14 protein-coding genes and 1 pseudogene are annotated in these 20680 nt (G+C 60.4%); 4 read left to right on the top strand and 11 right to left on the bottom strand.

Annotated features, from left to right (window positions below; translation table 11 throughout):
• Together GKQ23_RS12380 and rhaB are read right to left on the bottom strand one after the other, a co-directional pair.
• Positions 1 to 1257 carry an L-rhamnose isomerase gene (locus GKQ23_RS12380; protein ID WP_056238066.1) on the bottom strand — a complete coding sequence of 419 codons (1257 nt, stop codon included), beginning with the start codon at positions 1255 to 1257 and terminating at the stop codon, positions 1 to 3.
• Complete coding sequence (gene rhaB / locus GKQ23_RS12385) at positions 1254 to 2726, bottom strand: rhamnulokinase (RefSeq protein WP_212411488.1); 1473 nt, start codon at positions 2724 to 2726, stop codon at positions 1254 to 1256. The genes GKQ23_RS12380 and rhaB overlap by 4 nt, the downstream gene beginning before the upstream one ends.
• Before the next feature lie 297 nt (positions 2727 to 3023).
• Here rhaB and rhaS point away from each other — a divergent pair, with 297 nt between their 5' ends.
• Complete coding sequence (gene rhaS, locus GKQ23_RS12390) at positions 3024 to 3845, top strand: HTH-type transcriptional activator RhaS (RefSeq protein ID WP_056238071.1); 822 nt, start codon at positions 3024 to 3026, stop codon at positions 3843 to 3845.
• Positions 3846 to 3856: 11 nt separating this feature from the next.
• Entirely contained in the window at positions 3857 to 4708 is an 852-nt protein-coding gene (gene rhaR / locus GKQ23_RS12395; RefSeq protein WP_056238075.1) for an HTH-type transcriptional activator RhaR, read from the top strand.
• 328 nt (positions 4709 to 5036) lie between these two features.
• Here the strand turns inward: rhaR and rhaT are convergent, their stop codons facing one another.
• A complete protein-coding gene (gene rhaT, locus GKQ23_RS12400) occupies positions 5037 to 6071 on the bottom strand; it encodes an L-rhamnose/proton symporter RhaT (RefSeq protein ID WP_056238076.1) in 1035 nt (344 codons plus the stop codon).
• Positions 6072 to 6455: 384 nt separating this feature from the next.
• Here rhaT and aldA point away from each other — a divergent pair, with 384 nt between their 5' ends.
• Positions 6456 to 7892, top strand: a complete 1437-nt coding sequence (gene aldA, locus GKQ23_RS12405) for an aldehyde dehydrogenase (RefSeq protein WP_212411490.1) — start codon at positions 6456 to 6458, stop codon at positions 7890 to 7892.
• 652 nt (positions 7893 to 8544) lie between these two features.
• Here aldA and rluF read toward each other — a convergent pair.
• The 6 genes and pseudogenes from rluF to GKQ23_RS12435 all read right to left on the bottom strand — a co-directional run bounded on the left by rluF (position 8545) and on the right by GKQ23_RS12435 (position 16247).
• Positions 8545 to 9426 carry a 23S rRNA pseudouridine(2604) synthase RluF gene (gene rluF, locus GKQ23_RS12410; RefSeq protein WP_056238081.1) on the bottom strand — a complete coding sequence of 294 codons (882 nt, stop codon included), beginning with the start codon at positions 9424 to 9426 and terminating at the stop codon, positions 8545 to 8547.
• Between the two features lie 238 nt (positions 9427 to 9664).
• Positions 9665 to 10555: a 5'/3'-nucleotidase SurE gene (gene surE / locus GKQ23_RS12415; protein WP_212411499.1), complete on the bottom strand. Its 891-nt coding sequence runs from the start codon at positions 10553 to 10555 to the stop codon at positions 9665 to 9667.
• A 34-nt stretch (positions 10556 to 10589) separates the two neighbouring features.
• Positions 10590 to 11909: an OprD family outer membrane porin gene (locus tag GKQ23_RS12420; protein WP_212411501.1), complete on the bottom strand. Its 1320-nt coding sequence runs from the start codon at positions 11907 to 11909 to the stop codon at positions 10590 to 10592.
• Between the two features lie 276 nt (positions 11910 to 12185).
• Positions 12186 to 13442 (bottom strand): annotated as a pseudogene (locus tag GKQ23_RS12425) (IS3 family transposase).
• 112 nt (positions 13443 to 13554) lie between these two features.
• Entirely contained in the window at positions 13555 to 14826 is a 1272-nt protein-coding gene (locus tag GKQ23_RS12430) for an MFS transporter (protein ID WP_212411503.1), read from the bottom strand.
• Entirely contained in the window at positions 14823 to 16247 is a 1425-nt protein-coding gene (locus tag GKQ23_RS12435) for a M20 family metallopeptidase (protein ID WP_212411505.1), read from the bottom strand. The genes GKQ23_RS12430 and GKQ23_RS12435 overlap by 4 nt, the downstream gene beginning before the upstream one ends.
• 167 nt (positions 16248 to 16414) lie before the next feature.
• On the opposite strand from GKQ23_RS12435, the gene GKQ23_RS12440 reads away from it, so the two are divergent.
• The gene (locus tag GKQ23_RS12440) at positions 16415 to 17338 is read left to right on the top strand and encodes a LysR family transcriptional regulator (protein ID WP_101506365.1); all 924 of its coding nucleotides are present in this window, start codon (positions 16415 to 16417) and stop codon (positions 17336 to 17338) included.
• 105 nt (positions 17339 to 17443) lie between these two features.
• Here GKQ23_RS12440 and GKQ23_RS12445 read toward each other — a convergent pair whose 3' ends face one another.
• Positions 17444 to 18718, bottom strand: coding sequence for an MFS transporter (locus GKQ23_RS12445; protein ID WP_101506364.1), 1275 nt, complete (start codon positions 18716 to 18718; stop codon positions 17444 to 17446).
• 259 nt (positions 18719 to 18977) lie between these two features.
• Entirely contained in the window at positions 18978 to 20570 is a 1593-nt protein-coding gene (locus GKQ23_RS12450) for an ABC transporter substrate-binding protein (RefSeq protein WP_212408372.1), read from the bottom strand.
• Positions 20571 to 20680: the final 110 nt, after the last annotated feature.

Raw genomic sequence — 20680 nt, forward strand, 5'->3', positions numbered from 1 at the left:
TTAACGTTGGCTGAGAATCTGTTGTTCATACTGACGGACGTCGCCTAACCAGCTGGCACCGGCCGGCACGTCGTGACGCAGGCACCAGGCCTCCCACACCGCCTGCCACGGCAGCGACTTCTGCTCCTCCAGCAGCGCCAGCCGCGCGGTATAGTCGCCGCCGTTTTCCAGCGCCCTGAGCTGGTCGACCGGCTCCAGCAGCGCGCGCAACAGCGCCTTCTTCGCGTTGCGGGTGCCGATTACCCATGCGGCGATGCGGTTAATTGACGCGTCGAAGAAGTCCAGCCCGATATGTACCTTATCGAACAGCTTCTGCCGCACGATCTCGCTGGCGATGGCCTGGGTCTCATCATCCAGCAGCACCACGTGATCGCTGTCCCAGCGCACCGGGCGGCTGACGTGCAGCAGCAGGCGCGGCACGTAAAGCATGGCGGTGGAGATCTTGTCGGAGATCACCTCGGTCGGGTGGAAGTGGCCGGCGTCCAGCGTCAGCGCGATCTGGCGGCTGGCGGCGTAGCCGAGGCAGAACTCGTTGGAACCGACGGTGTAACTCTCCGCGCCGATGCCGAACAGCTTGCTCTCCACCGCGTCGATATGCAGCGATTCGTCCAGCTTCTCGCTGATGATCTCATCCAGCGACTCCAGCAGCCGCTGACGCGGTGCCAGGCGATCGACGGTCAGATCCTTCATGCCGTCCGGCACCCAGATGTTCATCACCGACGGTGTGCCCAGCTGCTCGCCAAAGTACGCTGAAATTTTACGACTGGCCTTACAGTGGTCGATCCAGAACTGGCGGATCTCCGCGTTGCCGTGCGCGAGGGTAAAGCCGTCGGCGCTCAGCGCGTGGGAGAAACAGGTCGGGTTAAAGTCCAGCCCCAGCCGGTGCTGTTGCGCCCAGCTGACCCAGCCGGCAAAGTGCTCAGGCTTGATCTCGTGACGATCCACCGTCTGTTCGGTGTCCAGGTAGATGGCGTGCAGGTTAAGCCGCTTCGGCCCGGGGATCAGCTTCATTGCCTGCTCCAGATCGGCGCGCAGTTCGTCGACGCTGCGCGCGCGGCCCGGGTAGTTACCGGTGGCCTGAATGCCGCCGGTCAGTGCGCCCTGCGGGTTTTCGAAGCCGCGCACGTCGTCGCCCTGCCAGCAGTGCATCGATACCGGCAGCCGGTCGAGCTGGGTCATTGCCGCTTCCACATCCACGCCGATATCGGCGAAACGCTGTTTTGCCAGCGCGAAGGCCTGGTCAATTGCCTGGGTCATACACAAAGCTCCTTAGCTGATGGCGTCAGTGACTCAAATCGCGCCAGATGGGGGCGATACGCATCACTGCCGTGAGGTTCAAAACGAATAAGAGGAAAATGCTGGCGCAGCTGCTGGCGGAAGGCGCTGACGTCGGCGACCTGCCCCGCGGCGATCAGCTGACAGCCGATATTGCCGAGGGTCGAGGCCTCCACCGGCCCGGCCAGCACCGGGATGCCGCAGGCATCGGCGCACAGCTGGTTCAGCAGCGGGTTCTGGCAGCCGCCGCCGACGATATGCAGCTGGCTGAACCGCCCGCCGCGCAGCGTCTCCAGCTGCCGCAGCACCTGGCGGTAACAGAGCGCCAGGCTGTCAAAGATGCAGCGCGCCAGCTCGGCGGCGGTGGCGGGCACCGGCTGGCCCAGTTCGGCGCAGGCGTCCTGAATTTCGCGCACCATATTGGCCGGGTTGATAAAGCGATGGTCGTTGGGATTAACCAGCCAGCGGCAGAGCGGCTGGCGTTCGGCGTCGGCGATCAGCGGAGCGAGCTGGCTGATTTCCAGCTCGCTGCACACCCGCTGCAGCAGCCACAGCCCCATAATGTTTTTCAGCACGCGGAAGCGCCCTTCCGCGCCACCTTCGTTGGTGATATTGGCCTGCAGCGCCGCGCCGTCGGTAAACGGCTGGCGGCTTTCAAAGCCCATCAGCGACCAGGTGCCCGAGCTGAGATAAGCGGCGTCCGCATCGCTCAGCGGCGTGGCCAGCACCGCGCTGGCGGTGTCGTGGGTAGCTACTGCCACCAGCGGGATCGCGTGGCCACGCGGGCTGGTCCAGGCACCGATACGGCGGCCGGGGGCCGAAGGCGTGCCAAACCACGCCGGGTTTGCGCCGCACCAGCGCAGCAGTTCGCTGTCCCATTCGCCGCTGTGGATATTCAGCAGCTGGGTAGTGGTGGCGTTGGTGTACTCCCAGTTGAGCTCACCGCTCAGCCGGTAGTGCAGATAGTCGGGGATCAGCAGCGCATGCGCCACCTGCGGCAGGTCGGCCGCGTTATCACGGCACAGCGCGCGCAGCTGGTAGAGGGTGTTAAACGGCAGGAACTGGATGCCGGTGCGCTGATAGATGGTTTCGCTGCCCAGCTCGCGGCAGGCCTGGGCCATCAGGCCGTGGGTGCGGTCGTCGCGGTAGGCGACCGGCAGGCCAACCCGCTGGCCGTCGGCGTCCAGCAGCACGTAGTCCACCGCCCAGGTATCGATGCCGATACTCTCGGGCACGATGCCTTCGGCGTCGAGGCTGACCAGTGCGGCGACGATAAAGGCTTCCAGCGCGTCGAGATCCCAGCACTGGCGGCCGTCAACGTTGACCAGCTTATTGGTACAGCGGCTGATTTCCCGCAGGCTGACCGCGCCGCCCTGCGCGGCGTGGCTGGCCAGCATCACGCGGCCGCTGGAGGCGCCTAAATCGATAGCGACAAAATGACGAGTGCTCATAGTTACGTTCCCGATCAATCAATGTGACCAGTGTAAAAGAGCCGCGTTTTGCCACCTTCTTGCCACTGCCAGTCCGATCTGCTCACTGGCAAAACGGCAAAGATGAACGTGAACAGGCTCACACTTTTACCGCAGAGGGCCGGAAAATGCTTCTGTGACGCCCGCCTCATTTTCGCAACGCCGACGGCGGTTTCTTTAATAACTGACGGCGATCGCCGCTTCTGCTGTCGTAAATTCAAGGTGCCCGCGTCGGGCGCTGGGTAGACTCTGTGAACTGTTTGTTAAGGAGGGGCGATCATGACCGTATTGCACAGCGTTGACTTTTTTCCGGCCGGTCACTGTCCGGTGGCGATTGAACCGCGGGCCCCGCAGGGCAGCTTCCCCGAGCACTATCACGATGACTTCCATGAGATTGTGATCGTTGAACAGGGTTCGGGGATCCACGTGTTTAACGGCCAGTCGCAGCCGCTGTGCGGCGGCTGCGTCTGCTTTGTGCGCAATCACGATCGCCATCTGTATGAGCAGACCGACAACCTGTGCCTGACCAACGTGCTGTACCGCGGGCCGGAGGCGTTCCATTTCCTCTCCGGGCTGCAGCAGCTGTTGCCGGCCGAGCAGAACGGCCACTATCCGTCGCACTGGCGCATCAGCAGCAAGGTGCTGGCCCAGGCGCATCAGCTGACCGCGCAGATGGCCAGCCCGCTTGAAGAGGGTTTTGCCGCGCAGGCCACGCGTGAGATGCAGTTTATGCAGCTGCTGCTGTTGTTGCGTCAGGGAAGCAGCAGCGCGCAGGCGGACGATCATGAGGGGCGTTTGCGCGCGCTGCTGGACTGGCTGGCCGACCACTACAGCGAGGAGATCGACTGGGAGGCGCTGGCCGATCGTTTTGCGCTGTCGCTGCGTACCCTGCACCGGCAGTTGAAGCAGCAGACCGGCAGTACGCCGCAGCGTTATCTGAACCGTCTGCGCCTGCTGGAGGCGCGCCATCTGTTGCGCCACAGCGATATGCGCATTACCGATATCGCTTTTCAGTGTGGATTTGGTGACAGCAATCACTTTTCAACGCTGTTTAAGCGTGAGTTTGGCAGCGCACCGCGTACACTGCGTCAACATGACTGATGAGGTGACCCGTGACTGCTCCCCTGCGGCTGTTAAAAGCTGACTATCTGCCCTCTGAGCTGCTGCCGGTAGCGGTGGCCGAGCGCACCCCGCAGCCCTCTTTCCCTCCGCACGTCCATGAATTCAACGAGCTGGTGCTGGTCTGGCGCGGCAACGGTCTGCACGTGATGAACGATCGGCCGTGGCTGGTGACCTGCGGTGATATTTTTTATCTGCACGCCGATGACTGCCACAGTTTTGACGCAGTGCACGATCTGGTGCTGGACAATATTATCTACTGCCCGGAGCGTTTCCAGCTGGCGCTGGACTGGCAGCAGCTGTTACCGCCGCGTGACGCCGGGGCCTGGCGGTTGACGCTGCGCGGGATGGCGCTGGCGCGCGGGGTGGTGAAGCAGCTGGAGCAGGAGAGCCGCAAGACCGATCCGCTGTCGCGGCAGCTGAGCGAGGCGCTGTTTTTGCAGCTGGCGCTGATTTTGCAGCGGCACCGTTACGCGGCCGATTGTCCGTATCAGTTGCCGGAGGGGGAGCAGCTGGATTTGCTGATGGCGGCGATTCAGGGGCAGATGGCGCAGCCGTTCGATCTGGCGCGGTTTTGTCAGCATCATCAGCTGTCGGAGCGCGGGCTGAAGCAGCTGTTTCGTCAGCAGACCGGGATGACGATTGGTCATTATGTGCGGCAGCTGCAGTTGTGTCAGGCGAAGTATTTGCTGCGCGCCAGCGATTGTCTGATTGGTGAGGTGGCGGCGCGCTGTGGTTTTGATGACAGTAACTATTTTTCGGTGGTGTTTACCCGTGAGACGGGGATGACGCCGAGCGCATGGCGACAGCAGTTTTTACGCGGGGTGGTTGCGCTTTCTGTTTGATCGAGAATAAAAGCGCGTTGTCTGGTTGATCGAGACTATCGGGCCTGTCAGTGGGCGACCCTTCGCGGGTTACCCCGCTACGGGCTCATCCCACTGCCCTCCCTGATAATCTGACTCTTTGTTGTCTGCTGGTTTTTTAAGGGCTCGTTGTTTTTGGGATCGAGAGTACAAGCTCGTTGCCTGGTTGATCGAGACTGGCGGGCCTGTCAGCGGGCGACCCTCCGCGGGTTACCCCGCTGCGGGCTCATCCCACTGCCCTCCCTGATAATCTACTTCTTTGTGGTCTGCGGGTTTTATGACTGGCGGCGGTGTGCCGCCAGCCGGGGGATCAGGAGACCATGCCGAGGCCAACGATGTTGGCGGCGAGGATGATGACGAAGCAGCCGACGGTGAGGACGCGGACCGGGCTGCGGCCGACGTTGTTCCACTCTTTGAGCACCAGGCCGACGAGGCCGCCGCAGAGGACGTAGAAGCTCATGTGCAGCATCCAGCTGACGAAGTCATACTGCGCCGGGATGCGGGCGTGGCCCCAGGCGTAGAAGAAGAACTGCAGGTACCACATGGTGCCGCCAAGCAGTGAGAGCAGTACGTTGGCGATCAGGATGGATTTGGCAACCGAGAAGTCGGCTTTGACCGACAGGTTGGCTTTTGTGGCCAGGCGGATAAAGCAGAAGCCGAGGTTGATCAGTGCGCCACCGCCCATGATCACCACGTAGCTTGGCAGCGCGACGTAGAGCGGGTCGATACCGGCGGCGGCGGCGGCTTCGTGCATCGGTTTGGCGGCGTCCATGGCGAAGGACATGCCGGCGGAGAAGATGCCGCAGAGTACCGCGAGGATCAGCCCCTTCTTGAGGTTAAACTCTTCGGCGGTGATGCCCATCGCCCGCTCTTTCAGCAGCCCGGCGCGGGAGACGATCGCTACGCCAATCAGCGCCACCAGCACACCCACCAGCGTAAGGCGGCCGCCGGACGAGCTGAACAGTTCGACAAAACGCCCCTGCAGCAGCGGCGTCATCAGCGTGCCGACCACCAGCGTGATGCCGATAGCGATGCCGATGCCCATCGACATGCCGAGGTAGCGCATGGTCAGGCCATAGTTGATGTTACCGATGCCCCACATCGCGCCGAACAGAAACACCGGCAGCAGTTGCGACAGCGAGAACGAGCTGTAGTAGCCCCAGAAGTTGGGCAGCAGGATGGCGCTGACCGCCCACGGCAGGATCAGCCATGACATCACTCCACCGACCGACCACATGGTTTCCCATGACCAGTTACGTACCTTCTTGAATGGCGCATAGAAGCAGGCGGCGCTGGCCGCCCCCACCAGGTGCCACAGAATGCCAGAGATAATCGCTTCACTCATTGGTTGTTTTCCTTCGTTGTTGTTTGCCCTGTTGACGAAGGAGTCTACGGAGAAGCCCCTCCGGGCAACCTTTGGCTGGCTGCCCCGGATTGTACGGAAATGGCAAAATTCAGCGGCTTCTGCCGACCGCTGTCACAAATCCACCGAAATCACCGTTTTGCTACTGAAAAAGTCCGTTTTTAGCTAAGTCGCTCATATTCGGGATTTACTGTCGGTTTTGCCAGCCCGGTCATGGCGTTCTTGTCAATTTTGCCAGCGGGCTCTCATTGCTGGCAGTCAGCTCAAGGAAGTGCCCGCCGGAATGCGTCAGTTTCTTACCCGTGTAACAGCGCGCTGCCTGTTTATTAACAACCGTATAAACACGTTTTGACGAGGATCCAACCAATGACCCCAGTTCAGCATCAGATGTATATCGACGGCCAGTTCGTGGAAAACCGCAGCGGCCGTTGGATCGAGGTGATTAACCCGGCGACCGAAGCCGTGCTGTCGCGTATTCCTGAAGGCAGCGCCGAAGACGCGCGACGGGCGATCGATGCCGCCGCAGCCGCACAGCCGGGCTGGGAAGCGCTGCCGGCCGTGGAGCGCGGCAACTGGCTGCAGAAGCTGGCCGCCGGCATCCGCCAGCGCGCCAGCGAACTGGCGGCCACCATCGTAGCCGAAGGCGGTAAAACTCAGGAGCTGGCGGAGACCGAAGTGTTCTTCACCGCCGACTACCTTGACTATATGGCCGGCTGGGCGCGTCGTTATGAAGGTGAGATCGTGCAGAGCGATCGCGCCCGTGAAAATATTCTGGTGTTTAAGAAGGCGATTGGCGTCACCACCGGCATTCTGCCGTGGAACTTCCCGTTCTTCCTGATCGCGCGCAAGGCCGCACCGGCGCTGCTGACCGGCAACACCATCGTAATTAAGCCGAGCGAGCTGACGCCCAATAACGCGATTATTTTTGCAGAGATCGTTGACAGCATCGGCCTGCCCGCCGGGGTGTTCAACCTGGTGACCGGCTACGGCCCGGAGCTGGGCCCGGAGCTGGCGGCCAACCCGAAGGTTGGTCTGGTCAGCCTGACCGGCAGCGTGGGTGCCGGTATTGCCACCATGCAGGCGGCGGCGAAAAACGTCACTAAGGTGTCACTGGAGCTGGGCGGTAAGGCCCCGGCAATCGTCATGAACGACGCCGACCTCGATCTGGCGGTCAGGGCGATCGTCGCCTCACGGATGATCAATACCGGGCAGGTGTGCAACTGCGCCGAGCGGCTTTACGTGCAGGAAGGCGTTTATGACCAGGTGGTTGAACGTCTGACCCATGCGTTCGGGCAGGTCACCTTTGGCGATCCGGCCACCCGGAAAGGGCTGGATATGGGCCCGCTGATCACCGCCGCTGCCCTGCAGCGCGTTGAGCAGAAGGTGGCCGACGCGCTGGCGGCCGGTGCCACGCTGGTCACCGGCGGTAAGCGCGCGGGTGACACAGGCTTCTTCTTCCAGCCGACGCTGCTGACCAACGTGCAGCAGGAGATGGCAATTATGCAGGAGGAGACCTTCGGCCCGGTGCTGCCGGTGATGAAGTTCAGCACGCTGGATGAAGCGATCGCGCTGGCCAACGACAGCGAGTACGGCCTGACTTCGTCAATCTTCACGCAGAACCTCAATACCGCGATGACCGCGTTAAAAGCGCTGAAGTTTGGTGAAACCTACGTTAACCGCGAAAACTTCGAGGCGATGCAGGGTTTCCACGCCGGCTGGCGTAAATCGGGCATCGGCGGTGCGGACGGCCGCCACGGGCTGGAAGAGTACCTGCAGACCCACGTAGCTTATTTACAGTATTAGTAACACCCGCCGCGCAAATAAGGCGCGGCGTCAATTTATCCTCCGCCGCTCCCCTCCGCCGCAGCCGCGATGAAATAGTAATATCTCGCGAAATTATGAAGCATTTAGAAACTTACACCCGAACTTTAATTGCTTTATTTAGTATTTAATCCATATTTTTAATTTGCAGCCATTAAGTGATCATAATCACAATTCATCCTCCTGTTATTGCGTAAATTGACCTCCTCAATCAAGGGGGAATACCATGAAAATATTGAACAAACAACAGATAAAATCAGTCAGTGGCGGCACCTATCCTGCCAAATGGCCTTGGGACTGGTGGAAAGCATCGAAGAAAAAGAAACACTGTGAAAATAGCTGATTAATAATTAAAGGGTCGCCGTTAGCAAAACGATGACGGCGACGTTGATGCACATCACCGTTATGCATTATTAGCACCATCACCCGTGAGAATTGTATAAAACTTCTGCTAACAACCGCTTTTCCACACGCTTTATGCCTTCTTTCCCTGTAGCTACCCAATGAACTCATTCAGCGCCACGTGCACCCTTTATTATGTTTGCTCCACTGCACTGCAGAACATACTGGTGCCTAACGCCGTCTGCAGGATCGGCTGGACAAATGGCCGCTGCGGCAGCCGTTGAACGATGACTCAGCGCCCTTTCTTTTTACGCCCTGGCTGGGCAAAACGCTTGCGGTTAGAGGGCGTCGTGGCTTTCTCAGCGGCTTTCGTCACGCCACCTTTGGTCGCGCCGCTGGCCGGTTTTTTTGCCTGGGACGGTTTCTGACGCGTTTTGTGACTGCTGTCTTCTGAAGAGGAGTCCTCAATCAGCTTAAACAGTGCGATCAGTTCGTCATCGGTCAGGTCACGCCACTCGCCGGGCGGAATGCCCTTCAGGTTGACGTTCATGATCCGCGTACGTTCCAGCTTCATCACCTCGTAGCCAAAATGTTCGCACATGCGGCGGATCTGACGGTTAAGCCCCTGCACGAGGGTGATGCGAAACACCATCGGTGCCTCTTTTTTCACCTTACACTTTTTGGTGACGGTGCCCAGCATCGGCACGCCGGCACCCATGCCGCGAATAAACTCCTCGGTGACCGGCTTGTTAACCGTGACCACGTACTCTTTCTCGTGATCGTTGCCGGCCCGCAGGATTTTGTTCACCAGGTCGCCGTGATTGGTCAGGAAGATCAGCCCCTGCGAATCTTTGTCCAGCCTGCCTATCGGGAACACACGTTTGCTGTGATTAACGAAGTCGACGATGTTGTCGCGCTCGCCGTCTTCGGTGGTGCTGACGATGCCAACCGGCTTGTTGAGGGCAATCAGCACCAGATCCTCTTCGTTACGCGGTTCAATCAGCTGACCGTTCACCTTTACCACGTCGCCAGCCACCACCTGGTCACCGACGGCGGCGCGCTTGCCGTTGATAAACACATTTCCCTGTTCAATATAGCGGTCGGCCTCGCGACGCGAGCAGATTCCGCTCTCGCTGATGTACTTGTTAAGACGTGTAGATGAATTAGTCAGCATGGTTCCCCCGTAAAAAAGCGGACTATACCTCAGCCGGGGTAGCTTGCGAAGCGTCAGTAACGTCTTTTTCAGCGGCCGGCAGCCCGCACCGGCTGACCGTCGGTGAGTTTATGGTCACCGACGGGTGATGGTCGGCAAAGGATTTGTTGTTGCGATGACATATCGCGGCGTGGCAGGAGCAGCGGGCAGGCGCGTGGCCTGCCCGTGGCGGGATAACGAAGGAAGCTGGCCGAAAGCGTTACGGCTGCTGTAATGCAGGATCGGCAAGCAGTTTTTTCACCTGCTGCAGCCCCTGTTGCGTATTCCACTGGCCGTCAAACAGCGTCCAGGTGATCCAGCCGCGGCTGAGCCAGCCGCCGTCGGTATCGCTGTTATCCGCGCCCAGCAGTTGATCATTCATCATCTGCTGCACCTTTCCGTCAGGCTGGATCTGATAGTAAAACTGCGGCGTTGGGCGAGGCTGGTTTTCAATCACTTTTACCCCGGCAATCTGCTTTTTATCGCGCGCCGGGTAGTTGATGCTCACCCCGATACCGGCAGGCAGTAACGGCTGGCCCGCCAGGCGCTGCCGATCCAGTTTTTTCACCACCTGCACCACATAGTCGATCGCCTGTGGCCAGTATTTTTTGGTCGCAGGCCAGCCCTGGCTCATCTCCTCTGGCGTCAGAATGTAACCAATGCTGGCGGCTATCGCCGGGTAACCGAAGCGCACGGCGCGCGCCGCTGCCGAAACGGTGCCTGAGTTAAGCTGAGACGCACCGGTATTGGGCCCGTCATTGACCCCGGAGATCACCAGGTCCGGTGGGTTATCACGCAACACCCCGAACAGTCCAAAGTCGACCGAGTCGGCCGGGGTACCCGGGAAGCAGAACTGCCGATCGGCATTTTTCTGCACGCTGAACGTTTTGCCCATCCTCATAGTGATGGCAGAACCGATCCCGCTCTGATTTTCTGCCGGGGCGACCAGCCACACGTCATAGCCATTGTCCGCTAGCTGACGCTGTAGCTGGGTGATCCCCGGCGAGCGGCAGCCATCATCGTTAACCAGCAGTATGCGCAGCGGCGCAGCCTGTACGACAACACTTAAGCCGCTGGCGGCCAGTGCGAGGGTGACAAGACTCTTTTTCATTTTACTCTCCTTGTGGTGTTATCCAGCCAGGGGATCAGAACAACCCGAATTTGTATTCCAGGCTGAACGCGCCCCCAATACCGGAAGATCGCTGAAAATCGTCCCCGCTGGCGTTGAGCGCCGGCTTGCCGTGCGACAGTTTCCAGCTGTAGCTGGGGCCTAACCCCGCAAACAGCGTGAAACCGGGTAGCCGTTCCGGTGCCCAGGAGATAAACCCGCCATATTCCCACTCGCGCATCGCCACGCCGCGATAGCGCATATGGTCACCGTAGTAGGCGTACAACCCGGCCAGCCATTCCGGCGAAATCTGATACTGGCCGTAGCCATACAGCATCTGTTCGCCATCGTTAACATAGTCGTTGCCCGGGGCGTCGGCTTTGCTATTGAAGGCACCGCGGGTATTTTTACCCAGATGCCAGTAGAAGCGGCCAAGATTGTTATCCAGCCTTGCGCGGGTTACTGACCAGCCGATTCCCGCCTCGGTGCGGGCGGTGGCAATGCCGACCAGGCCAAAAAGGTGCTGCGCCTGATGGCTGAAGCCACGCGCCCCCTCCCACTCGCGCAATCCCTGGTTGTAATAATAAACGCCGCGCAGCAGCAGGTTGAGGTCTTCAGCCAGCGGCTGCGACCAGGCCGACTCGACGCCCAGCCGGCGGATGTAGTCTTTACTTTCGCCCCCCACCAGGGTGATGGCGCGCCCCTTCTGCGGCTGCCAGGTAAAATCGGCGGTGGCAATATAGTCGATGCGCTTATTACTGCTCAGCGTCATAAAATGGCGTTTTTCCGGCTCGTCACGCTCGGAAAATTTATTGACCAGCGCGGCACGGGCGTAAAACTGTTCAAATCGGCCCTCCGCGCTCAGCCCCTGCCAGCTGCTGGGTGCAGCGCGGCTACGGGTAACGTTCAGCACGCCAAATTTGTACAGCTGCTGCCAGCCGGCCTTCATCTGCAGAAACTGAGTAGCATCACCAACATGGCTACGCAGATAGAGCTGGCCTAGCTTGCTGAACCCCTCCGCGTGGCCGTGGTTATCGCGCACCAGATCGCGCCCGGCAAATGAGCGGTTGGCGTAGAGTTTGCCGACCCCGTACCAGGAGGCATCCAGCCCAAAACCGTAATACGCGCCGCTGCGGTAATCGACAAGCAACCCCTGCGCCCAGGCATTCTGCGGCCCGATCCCCTGCTCCTCAAGAGCATCGGTGGTATTGGTCATCCAGATATTTTTTAACGTAACGTCGAGGTGGCTATCCGTCAGCAACCCGTGCAGGCTGTCCCGCCCGGCCGCCGCCTGGCCCGCCCACAGCCCTGCTGCCAGCAGCAGCGCGCTTTTTTTCACCCTGATGGTGTTTTTCATTCTCTCCTCCCTGGTTCCCTGAACAGCTGACCGGATGTACCGCTCCCTCATCCGCGTTACCTCGTCACCCTTGCTGCCCGCACTGCGGCGCGGGCGGTGGCTGACGAGTGAATTTTATAGCTCCAGTAACAGACGTGATAAATCAACACTGAAACAGTAACATCAGTGACAATCAGGAAAATACAGGAAGTATTGGTTGATTTAGAAAACTGTGAAGCAGATTACGGCAAAAGCAGATCTGGCGATTATTTAGGCACTAAATGCAAAAATCAGTGACTAGTCCTGGTATAAGTTGACACCTTCAGCCAGCGATCAACGCCTGATGAACCTCATCAGGCGTTTTATATTTTAGCGCCAGATGTGGACGCTCCCCGTTGTAGATTGCTACCGACTCCGCCACCATTTTTTTTGCCTCATGCAGATCGGCCGGACGGTGCAGGAGAAATTCCGTTTTCAGTATCCCGTTGACTCTTTCTGCCAGCGCATTCTGATAACAGTCGTAACCATCGGTCATCGAACAGGTTATTCCATATTTTTGATGCATCGCCTGATACTTTTCCGAGCAATACTGGATCCCCCTGTCTGAGTGGTGTATCAGTTTCAGTTGACCGCGCCGGTGTCGTAAGGCACAGCGAAGCGCCTCCATAACCTCTTCAGTTTTAAGGCTTTCATGGACGTGGTAGCCCATGATTTTACGTGAGCAGGCGTCGGTTATCAGACTCAGATAAACCATGTCACCCCGGGTTGGAAGATATGTAATATCTGCAACCCAGGCCTGTTCAGGACGGCTAATTATCACCTGGTCTGGACCCTTTTTTAGCAGATTTGGATGCCTGCGGAACCGATGATGGCTGTTAGTTGTTTTGTGGTATGCACGCTTGCAGGGAACCAGCATTCGGTGTTCAGACAGCAGTGTGAACAGCCTGTCACGCCCCACTGGCGGGGCTATCTGTGCCTGGCTGTGAAGCAGGTAATGAAGTTTCCGTGTGCCTATTCGCGGCTGGCGTAGCCTGACTTTCGCCACGAAACGTATGACCTCAGCCGACTGCCTCCGGCGGGCGATATCCCGTTTGTTTTGCTGGTACCAGGACTGTCTGCTGTGCCCAAAAAACTGACAGACACGGCTGACCGTCAGCTTTTTGGCCGGAGTTTGCGCGAGGACTTCCCGGGCCGCTTTTTTACGATGCTTACCCCGTAATCATTTTTTAAAACGTTCACAACCGCTTCAAAAAACTCAGCTTTCTGGCTGACCAGTTCAAGCTGTTCTTCAAGTTCCTTGATTCTTTGTTGTGGTGTGAGAGGGGTCGGGGGCTGATTCACAGGCAGACTCCTGGTTGAGAGATTGGGCAAAGTTGGACTCCAGTTAAGGCGTCCATGTTTGCGTAACCAGGACAGAACGGTTGAACGTCCCTGGATGCCATAGCGCTGCTGGGCTTGTTTGTAGGTCAGTTCGCCTTTCTCGACCTGCTCAACAACGGCCAGTTTAAAAGACAGAGTGTAATCTCGTTGGGTGCGTTTGAACTCAGTATTCATCACGTTCTCCGGAATTAAGTCGGAAACGTGTCAACGCTATTCAGGACGGGTCACAGTATAAAAAAAAGCCGGGTTATCCCGGCCTCTGGTGGGCAGTGATGCGGTTAAGAGGTTACCGCCCGGTGCGTCGCTGGCTGTTGAACAACGCCACGGCGCTAATCAGCGCCAGCGCTACCAGATAGTAGCTCGGGGCCAGCGCGGTGCCGGTCAGGCTAATCAGCAGCGTACAGATCAGCGGCGCAAAGCCGCCAAAAATGGTCACCGCCAGGTTGTAGGCGATGGCCATGCCGCTGGCGCGGGTCTGCACCGGGAACAGATCGGCCATCATCGACGGCACGGCGGCAAAGTAGGCGGACTTCAGCAGCGCCATCCAGCCAACCAGCAGCATCAGCGTGGTCGGTGAAGTGTGGTTGACCACCAGCATAAACGCCGGCCAGATGGTCACGCCCAGCAGCCCCAGCGCCCACCACATGATACGTACCCGGCCGACCTTCTCCGCCCAAAGGCCCATCAGCGGCGTGACCACCGTCAGGATCACGCCGGCCAGCAGCGTGGCACCAAAGGCCACCGAACCGGAGAGGTGCAGGTTTTTGGTGGCGTAGGTCGGCACATAGTTGAGCATATAATTGACCCCGGTGGAGATGACCATCAGCCCCATCGCCAGCAGCAGCAGGGTTTTCTGCTGGCCTCCCAGCATCTTCAGCGGCGACTCCACCTTCTTCTGCGCCACAAAGGTGGCCGGCTCATGCACGTGGCGGCGGATGTAGAGCCCCACCGGGCCAATCAGCAGGCCAAAGAAGAACGGAATGCGCCATCCCCAGTCCTGGATCTGCGCTTCGCTGAGCCAGGTGGTCAGCCCGAGGCCAAACGCGGCGGCCATCAGCGTGCTGGCCCCCTGGGTGGCGAACTGCCAGCTGGCGATAAACGCCCGCCGCTGCGGGAAATGCTCGACAAGGAACGCGGTAGAACTGCCGAACTCACCGCCGGCCGAAAAGCCCTGAATCAGGCGCGCCAGCAGGATCAGCAGCGGTGCCGCCACGCCGAGGGTTTCATAGCCCGGCATCACGGCGATCATCAGCCCGCCGATCATCATCAGCGTAATCGACACCAGCAGCGCCTTTTTGCGCCCGTGGCGGTCAGCATAGGCGCCGAGCACCACCGCGCCCAGCGGACGGATCAGGAACGAGATGCCGAAGCTGCCGAAGGTCAGCAGCAGCGAGACCGACGGGTCAGCCGTCGGGAAGAAGACGTGGGCGATATAGCTGGCAAAGAAGGCGTATACCGCGATATCAAACCACTCCAGCGCGTTACCGACGCAGGTGGCAAACAGCGTTTTGTACAGGTTAGGCTGTACGGCGGGTTGCGTTTCAACGTGAGTGCTCATGCCTGCTCCTCCTGCGCACGGTGCGCGCGATGGCGGGCCAGCAGCTCGCCACCCTGTTCACCCAGATCCCAGAACAGCCGGGTCATCATCTGCAGCCCTTCACGGGCAATTGACCTGAGCATGTGTTCATCCACCGCATGCTGGCCACAGGCCGGGTAAGAGTGCGGTACCCACAGCGTGGGCAGGCCGAGGATCTGCGCAAACACGTCATTCGGCAGCGAACCGCCAAGGTTCGGCAGCAGCGCCGGCTTCTTGCCGCTGGTCTCGGCCATCGCCGCCAGCGCCCAGCCAACCAGCGGGTCGGTCGGGTCAAGGCGGGTGGCCGGGGAGCCACGCAGCACCTCAACCGCCACCTGCGGGAAGCCGTGGGCGTCGAGGTGAGCGCGCAGATGGCCGCCGATATTCTGCCAGTCGGTGTCCACCACAAAGCGCAGCTGGCACACCGCGCTGGCCGAACCGGGAATGGCGTTCATCGGCCGCTGCGGGTTGCCGGCCACCATTGCCAGCACCTCCAGCGTATTCCAGCCGTACAGGCGTTCGGTCGGCGTCAGGCCGGCTTCGCCCCAGTGCGGGTCGATCTCCGGGCCACCGGGTTCACCAACCTCAATGTCGCTGAGGATCGCCTTCACCGCCGCGCTGATGGCCAGCGGCTTCAGCGCGGCCACCTGCAGCTGGCCGTGCGGGTTGACCAGGCAGGCCAGCGCGTTCGCCAGCTGGGTGCCCGGGTTGGTCAGCAGGCCGCCCCAGTTGCCGGAGTGGTAGTCGCGATCGCGGGCGTGGATCGACAGACGGAAGTTAACCGCGCCGCGCGAACCAAGGAACAGCGTCGGCCGCTGCGCGTTGAGGCGCGGACCGTCGGAGGCGATAAAAATATCCGCCCGCAGCTTCTCCGCCTCGCGGCGGCACAGGTCAGCCAGCCCCGGCGAGCTGACCTCTTCGCCCATCTCAATCAGGAATTTGCAGTTAAAGCCGAGCTTGCCGCCGCGCGCGGCCGCTACCTGCTCCAGCGCGGCGATATTCACCGAGTGCTGGCCCTTGTTATCGGCGCTGCCGCGCCCGTACCAGCGGTCGCCCTCTTCCACCAGCTGCCACGGCGTCAGGCCGTCCCGCCAGTGCTCATCGTCGCCAAATACCACGTCGCCGTGGCCGTAGCACAGCAGGGTCGGCAGCGCCGCATCTTCAATGCGGGTCGCCAGCAGGAACGGCCGCGCCGGAGCCTGAGGATTGTCGAGCTGTTCGGTGGTAAAGCCCAGCGCCTGAAACGCCGGGGCCATTTCATCATCCAGATAGGCCTGAATCAGCGCGTCGCAGTCGTCACGCTGGCTCTCGCTGCGCAGCGCCACCCGCCGCGCCAGTAGCGCTTTAAACGCGCCGCTGTCAAAATACGCCGTGGCCTGCGCCACCGCCTGTTCACCTGTCATAGTCGGTCCGTTTGTTTGAATGTTTATGATTATGTTTTTTGTGTTTGCCCTGTAGTTGTATGCCAGCGACATGGCTTGCCACAATTATCAAATTAACAACGACGCTTTGCTCTCAAAGCAATGCTAATATGCACGATCCTGGCCCATGCCCCTTCAGAGAGCACACCTTGCACAGTACCGAAATCCGCTATTTTTTAGCCGTCGCCAGCTGCGGTTCACTCAGCGCCGCCAGCCAGCAGCTGTTTGTGGCCGTTTCGGCGATCAGCCGCCAGATCCAGCGGCTTGAGACGCAGGTCGGCTGCCCGCTGTTTGAGCGCCACGCGCGCGGCATGGTGCTGAACGATGCCGGTAAAATTTTCGAGAACCACGTGCGCCGCAGCCTGCTGGATATGGAGCACGCGCTAGCGGAGATCAAAGGGCTGACCGCCGTGCGCCGCACCGCCCTGCGCGTGGCCTGTACCGACGGCGCGGCCTTCAGCCTGCTGCCGCTGCTGTGCAGCCGCTTCCGCCAGCAGCATCCGGGCGTCAGCTTTCACCTGAACGTCGTCGACACCCAGCAGATTGCCGCCCTGCTCAGCCGCGGCGAGTGCGATGTCGCCCTGCAGTTCAGCCTGTTTGCCGAGCCGGCGGTGGACGTTGCCGGCTCCTGGCCCGCGCCGGTGCTGCTGGTGATGCAGCGGGACCACCCGCTGGCCTCACGGCAGATTCGCCTCAGTGACCTGCAGGCCTACCCGCTGGCGCTGCCGCACACCGGCACCACCGTGCGCCAGCTGTTCGACCTCGCCTGCCAGATGGGTGGCACTTTTCTGGAGCCGGTGCTCACCTGCAACAATTTCAGCACCCTCCACACCTTTCTGATGCAGACGCCGCTGGCGGTGACCATCTGCAGCCAGTTCAGCGTGATGTATCCACAGGTGGAGCAGGAGCTGATACTGAAATCACCCGGCATTGAGCAGATGAGTCAGCGTTCGCTGCAGGTGCAGACCGCCTCCGGCCGCAAGCCAACGCAGGCGCAAACGCTGTTCGTGGAGTTTGCCTGCCGCGAGCTGCAGCGGCAGGATCGGCAGATCCGCGAGGCTTTTGCGCTGTAAACACGGCACGGGCCGGTGAAACCATACCGCCCGGCGCAACGCGGGAGCGGCCATCGCTCAGCGCAGGCAAGGGGGAGCGGCAGCGGCTTTGCGCGGGGCGCAACATCAGCGTTCCGCCAGCGCGCTGCGGCTGCACCACAGCGCAGCGGCGCTCAGCGGTGCCAGCATCAGCAGGTAGTAGGCGGGTGCCAGCAGCGAACCGGTCAGCGCAATCAGCAGGGTGCAGATCATCGGTGCAAAGCCGCCGAACAGGGTGACCGCCACGTTATAGCCAATCGACATGCCGCTGGTGCGGATCCGGATGGGAAACAGATCGGCCAGCGCCGACGGCACGCAGGCAAAGTAAAACGACTGGGTAACCGCCAGCCAGCACACGACCAGCAGCAGCGTGGCTGATGACGGCCGGTGGGTCAGCAGCCAGAACGCCGGCCAGAGGCTGATTAACAGCGCCAGCACCGCTGCGGCCATCAGCGGTACGCGCCCCACCCGCTCCGCCAGCATCCCGACCAGCGGGGTCAGCAGCGTCAGCACCACCCCGGCGCTCAGGGTGGCCGCAAAACTGACGGAACCCGGCAGGTGCAGATTTTCCATCGCGTAGGTCGGCACAAAGTTGATCATATAGTTGATCCCGGTTGGCAACACGATCAGCCCGGTAGCCAGCAGCAGGCGCGCCTTATGCTGCAACATCAGCAGCTTCAGCGGCGAATGGCCGGCACCTGGCGTCACAAAACCGGGCGGCTCCTGGATGTTGCGCCGCATCCACAGCCCGACAGGCCCCAGCAGCAGGCCAAAGATAAAGGGCACCCGCCACCCCCACGCGTACAGCTGAGGCTCGGTGAGCCAGGCGGTCATCAGCCAGCCTGCGCCGGCGGCCAGCACGGTACTTGCGCCCTGGGTAGCGATCTGCCAGCTGGCGATAAACACCCTGCGTGCGGGAAAATGCTCAACCAGAAACGCGGTGGAGCTGCCGAACTCACCGCCGGCGGAAAATCCCTGAATCAGCCGCGCCAGCAGCACCAGCAGCGGAGCCAGCAGCCCGATCTGCTGATAGCCCGGCATCAGCAGGATCATCAGCGTACCCAGCATCATCAGGCCGATGGTCAGCAGCAGCGCCTTTTTACGTCCGTGACGGTCGGCATAAGCGCCGAGCACCACGGCGCCGAGGGGGCGAACCAGAAAAGAGGCACCAAAACTGCCGAAGGTGAGCAGCAGCGCTACCGAGGGATCGGCGGCCGGGAAGAAGGTCTGGCTGATGTAACGGGCAAAGAAGGCGTAAACGACCAGATCGTACCACTCCAGCGCGTTGCCGGCGCAGGTGGCAGCCAGCGTCGGCAGCAGTCCGGGGGGTGCAGAGGCGCGGTGTTGTTTTGTGCAGGTCATGTGCGGGATTTCCTTCCGTTGAGGTTCTCACGACATAACTAGCAAAATTACCCATGGATATTTATCGAAAATCAGAGAGTTGTGCGCGGGGATGGCGCGGGTTAAGCACAAAAAAACCGGATTACCCTGTCGTCCGCCTGCTCAAGGGGGATCCGGCTGCTTTTCGCTTGCACCTGGCGTGGCCGCAGAAGGCAGCAGATGCATTTCCGGCTCTGCGGTTATCCCGGTTAAACTCCCCGGCCGCGGGCCGGGGAACGGGTTACTTCAGATCGACCTGATAGAAGATATGCTTGCCGAACGGATCAACCTCGTAGCCGCTGACCTCCTTGCGCACCGGTTCAAAGATGGTCGAGTGGGCAATCATCACCGCCGGCGCCTGGTCATGCATAATCTGCTGCGCCTCTTTATACATCGCCACGCGTTTGTTGTGATCCTGCTCGGCGCGCGCCTGGGTGATCAGCTGGTCAAACGGCTTGTAGCACCACTTCGCCGAGTTGGAGCCGCCGCTGGCAGAGGTGCAGCTGAACAGCGGGCCGAAGAAGTTATCCGGATCGCCGGTGGCGGTGGTCCAGCCCATCAGCGCCGCCTGATGCTCGCCGTCTTTTACCCGTTTAAGATATTCGCCCCACTCGTAGGTAACGATATTCGCCTTAATACCGACCTTTGCCCAGTCCGACTGGATCATCTCCGCCATCCGGCGGGCGTTAGGGTTATACGGGCGCTGCACCGGCATTGCCCACAGGTCAATGCTAGTGCCCGGTGCAATCCCGGCCTGCTTCAGCAGCGCCTGCGCCCCCTGGGGATCGTAGTCGTAGTCCTTCAGGTCGGCGTCCGCACTCCAGACGCCCGGCGGCAGCAGGTTTTTCGCCGCCGTGCCGGTGCCGTGGAATACCGCTTCAACGATCGCCGGCTTGTTAATCGCCATGGTCAGCGCCTGGCGCACCTTCACGTTATCCAGCGGGGCTTTCTGCGTGTTAAAGGCGAGGAAACCGGTGTTCAGCCCGGCCTTCTGCATCAGGGTGATATTTTTATTCTCCCCCAGCCGTGCCAGATCGGCCGGGTTAGGGAACGGCATCACCTGGCATTCATTTTTTTCCACCTTGGCGGCGCGCACCGAGGCGTCCGGGGTGATGCTGAACACCAGCCGGTCCAGCTTCGCCTTGCCCTGCCAGTAGTCCGGGAAGGCACGATAGAGGATGCGCGCATCCTTCTGGTACTGCACCAGTTCAAACGGCCCGGTGCCGATCGGTTCACGATCCACCTTCTCCGGCGTGCCCGCTTTCAGCATTGCGTCGGCGTATTCCGCCGGCAGGATCGAGGCAAAGTACCAGGCGAGATCGGCGAGGAACGGCGCTTCGGCATGCGCCAGGGTGAAGCGCACGGTGTGCTCGTCGACCTTATCGATGCTCTTTAGCAGCGTGCCCAGCTCCAGGCTTTCAAAGTTGGCGTAGCTGCCGTTAGAGACCTTGTGATACGGGTTGGCCGGATCTTTCTGTCGCATAAACGAGAAGATCACGTCATCGGCGTTAAAATCGCGCGTGGGCTTAAAGTTTTTGTTGCTGTGAAACTTCACCCCCTTGCGCAGATGGAAGGTGTAGACCGTGCCATCCGGGCTGATCTCCCAGCTTTCTGCCAGGCTTGGGATCAGTTCGGTGGTGCCGGGAGTGAAGTCCACCAGCCGGTTGTAGATCGGTACCGCGCTGGCGTCCACGCTGGTACCGGAGGTGTAGAGCTGCGGATTAAAGTTCTCCGGTGAGCCCTCTGAGCAGTAGACCAGCGTTTTGGCGGCGGTGGCAGAACCGGCGGCCAGTGAGAGCGCCGCAATCAGGGCGCTAATCAGTCTTTTGTTCATCTCCATCCTCTTTTTTATTTGACAGTGTCCGGGGGCAGTGCGTAAAACCAGAAGGTAGCTGATTAATAAACCACACTATTCGTCATATTACCTAATCCGGGTAATCGGCA

The sequence above is a fragment of the Erwinia sp. E602 genome (assembly GCF_018141005.1).
Taxonomy (GTDB): Bacteria; Pseudomonadota; Gammaproteobacteria; order Enterobacterales; family Enterobacteriaceae; genus Erwinia.

Coding starts and splice junctions, on each gene's coding strand:
- GKQ23_RS12380 (WP_056238066.1), bottom strand. CDS start 1,257: ATGACCCAGGCAATTGACCAGGCCTTCGCGCTGGCAAAACAGCGTTTC.
- rhaB (WP_212411488.1), bottom strand. CDS start 2,726: ATGAGCACTCGTCATTTTGTCGCTATCGATTTAGGCGCCTCCAGCGGC.
- rhaS (WP_056238071.1), top strand. CDS start 3,024: ATGACCGTATTGCACAGCGTTGACTTTTTTCCGGCCGGTCACTGTCCG.
- rhaT (WP_056238076.1), bottom strand. CDS start 6,071: ATGAGTGAAGCGATTATCTCTGGCATTCTGTGGCACCTGGTGGGGGCG.
- aldA (WP_212411490.1), top strand. CDS start 6,456: ATGACCCCAGTTCAGCATCAGATGTATATCGACGGCCAGTTCGTGGAA.
- rluF (WP_056238081.1), bottom strand. CDS start 9,426: ATGCTGACTAATTCATCTACACGTCTTAACAAGTACATCAGCGAGAGC.
- surE (WP_212411499.1), bottom strand. CDS start 10,555: ATGAAAAAGAGTCTTGTCACCCTCGCACTGGCCGCCAGCGGCTTAAGT.
- GKQ23_RS12420 (WP_212411501.1), bottom strand. CDS start 11,909: ATGAAAAACACCATCAGGGTGAAAAAAAGCGCGCTGCTGCTGGCAGCA.
- GKQ23_RS12430 (WP_212411503.1), bottom strand. CDS start 14,826: ATGAGCACTCACGTTGAAACGCAACCCGCCGTACAGCCTAACCTGTAC.
- GKQ23_RS12435 (WP_212411505.1), bottom strand. CDS start 16,247: ATGACAGGTGAACAGGCGGTGGCGCAGGCCACGGCGTATTTTGACAGC.
- GKQ23_RS12445 (WP_101506364.1), bottom strand. CDS start 18,718: ATGACCTGCACAAAACAACACCGCGCCTCTGCACCCCCCGGACTGCTG.
- GKQ23_RS12450 (WP_212408372.1), bottom strand. CDS start 20,570: ATGAACAAAAGACTGATTAGCGCCCTGATTGCGGCGCTCTCACTGGCC.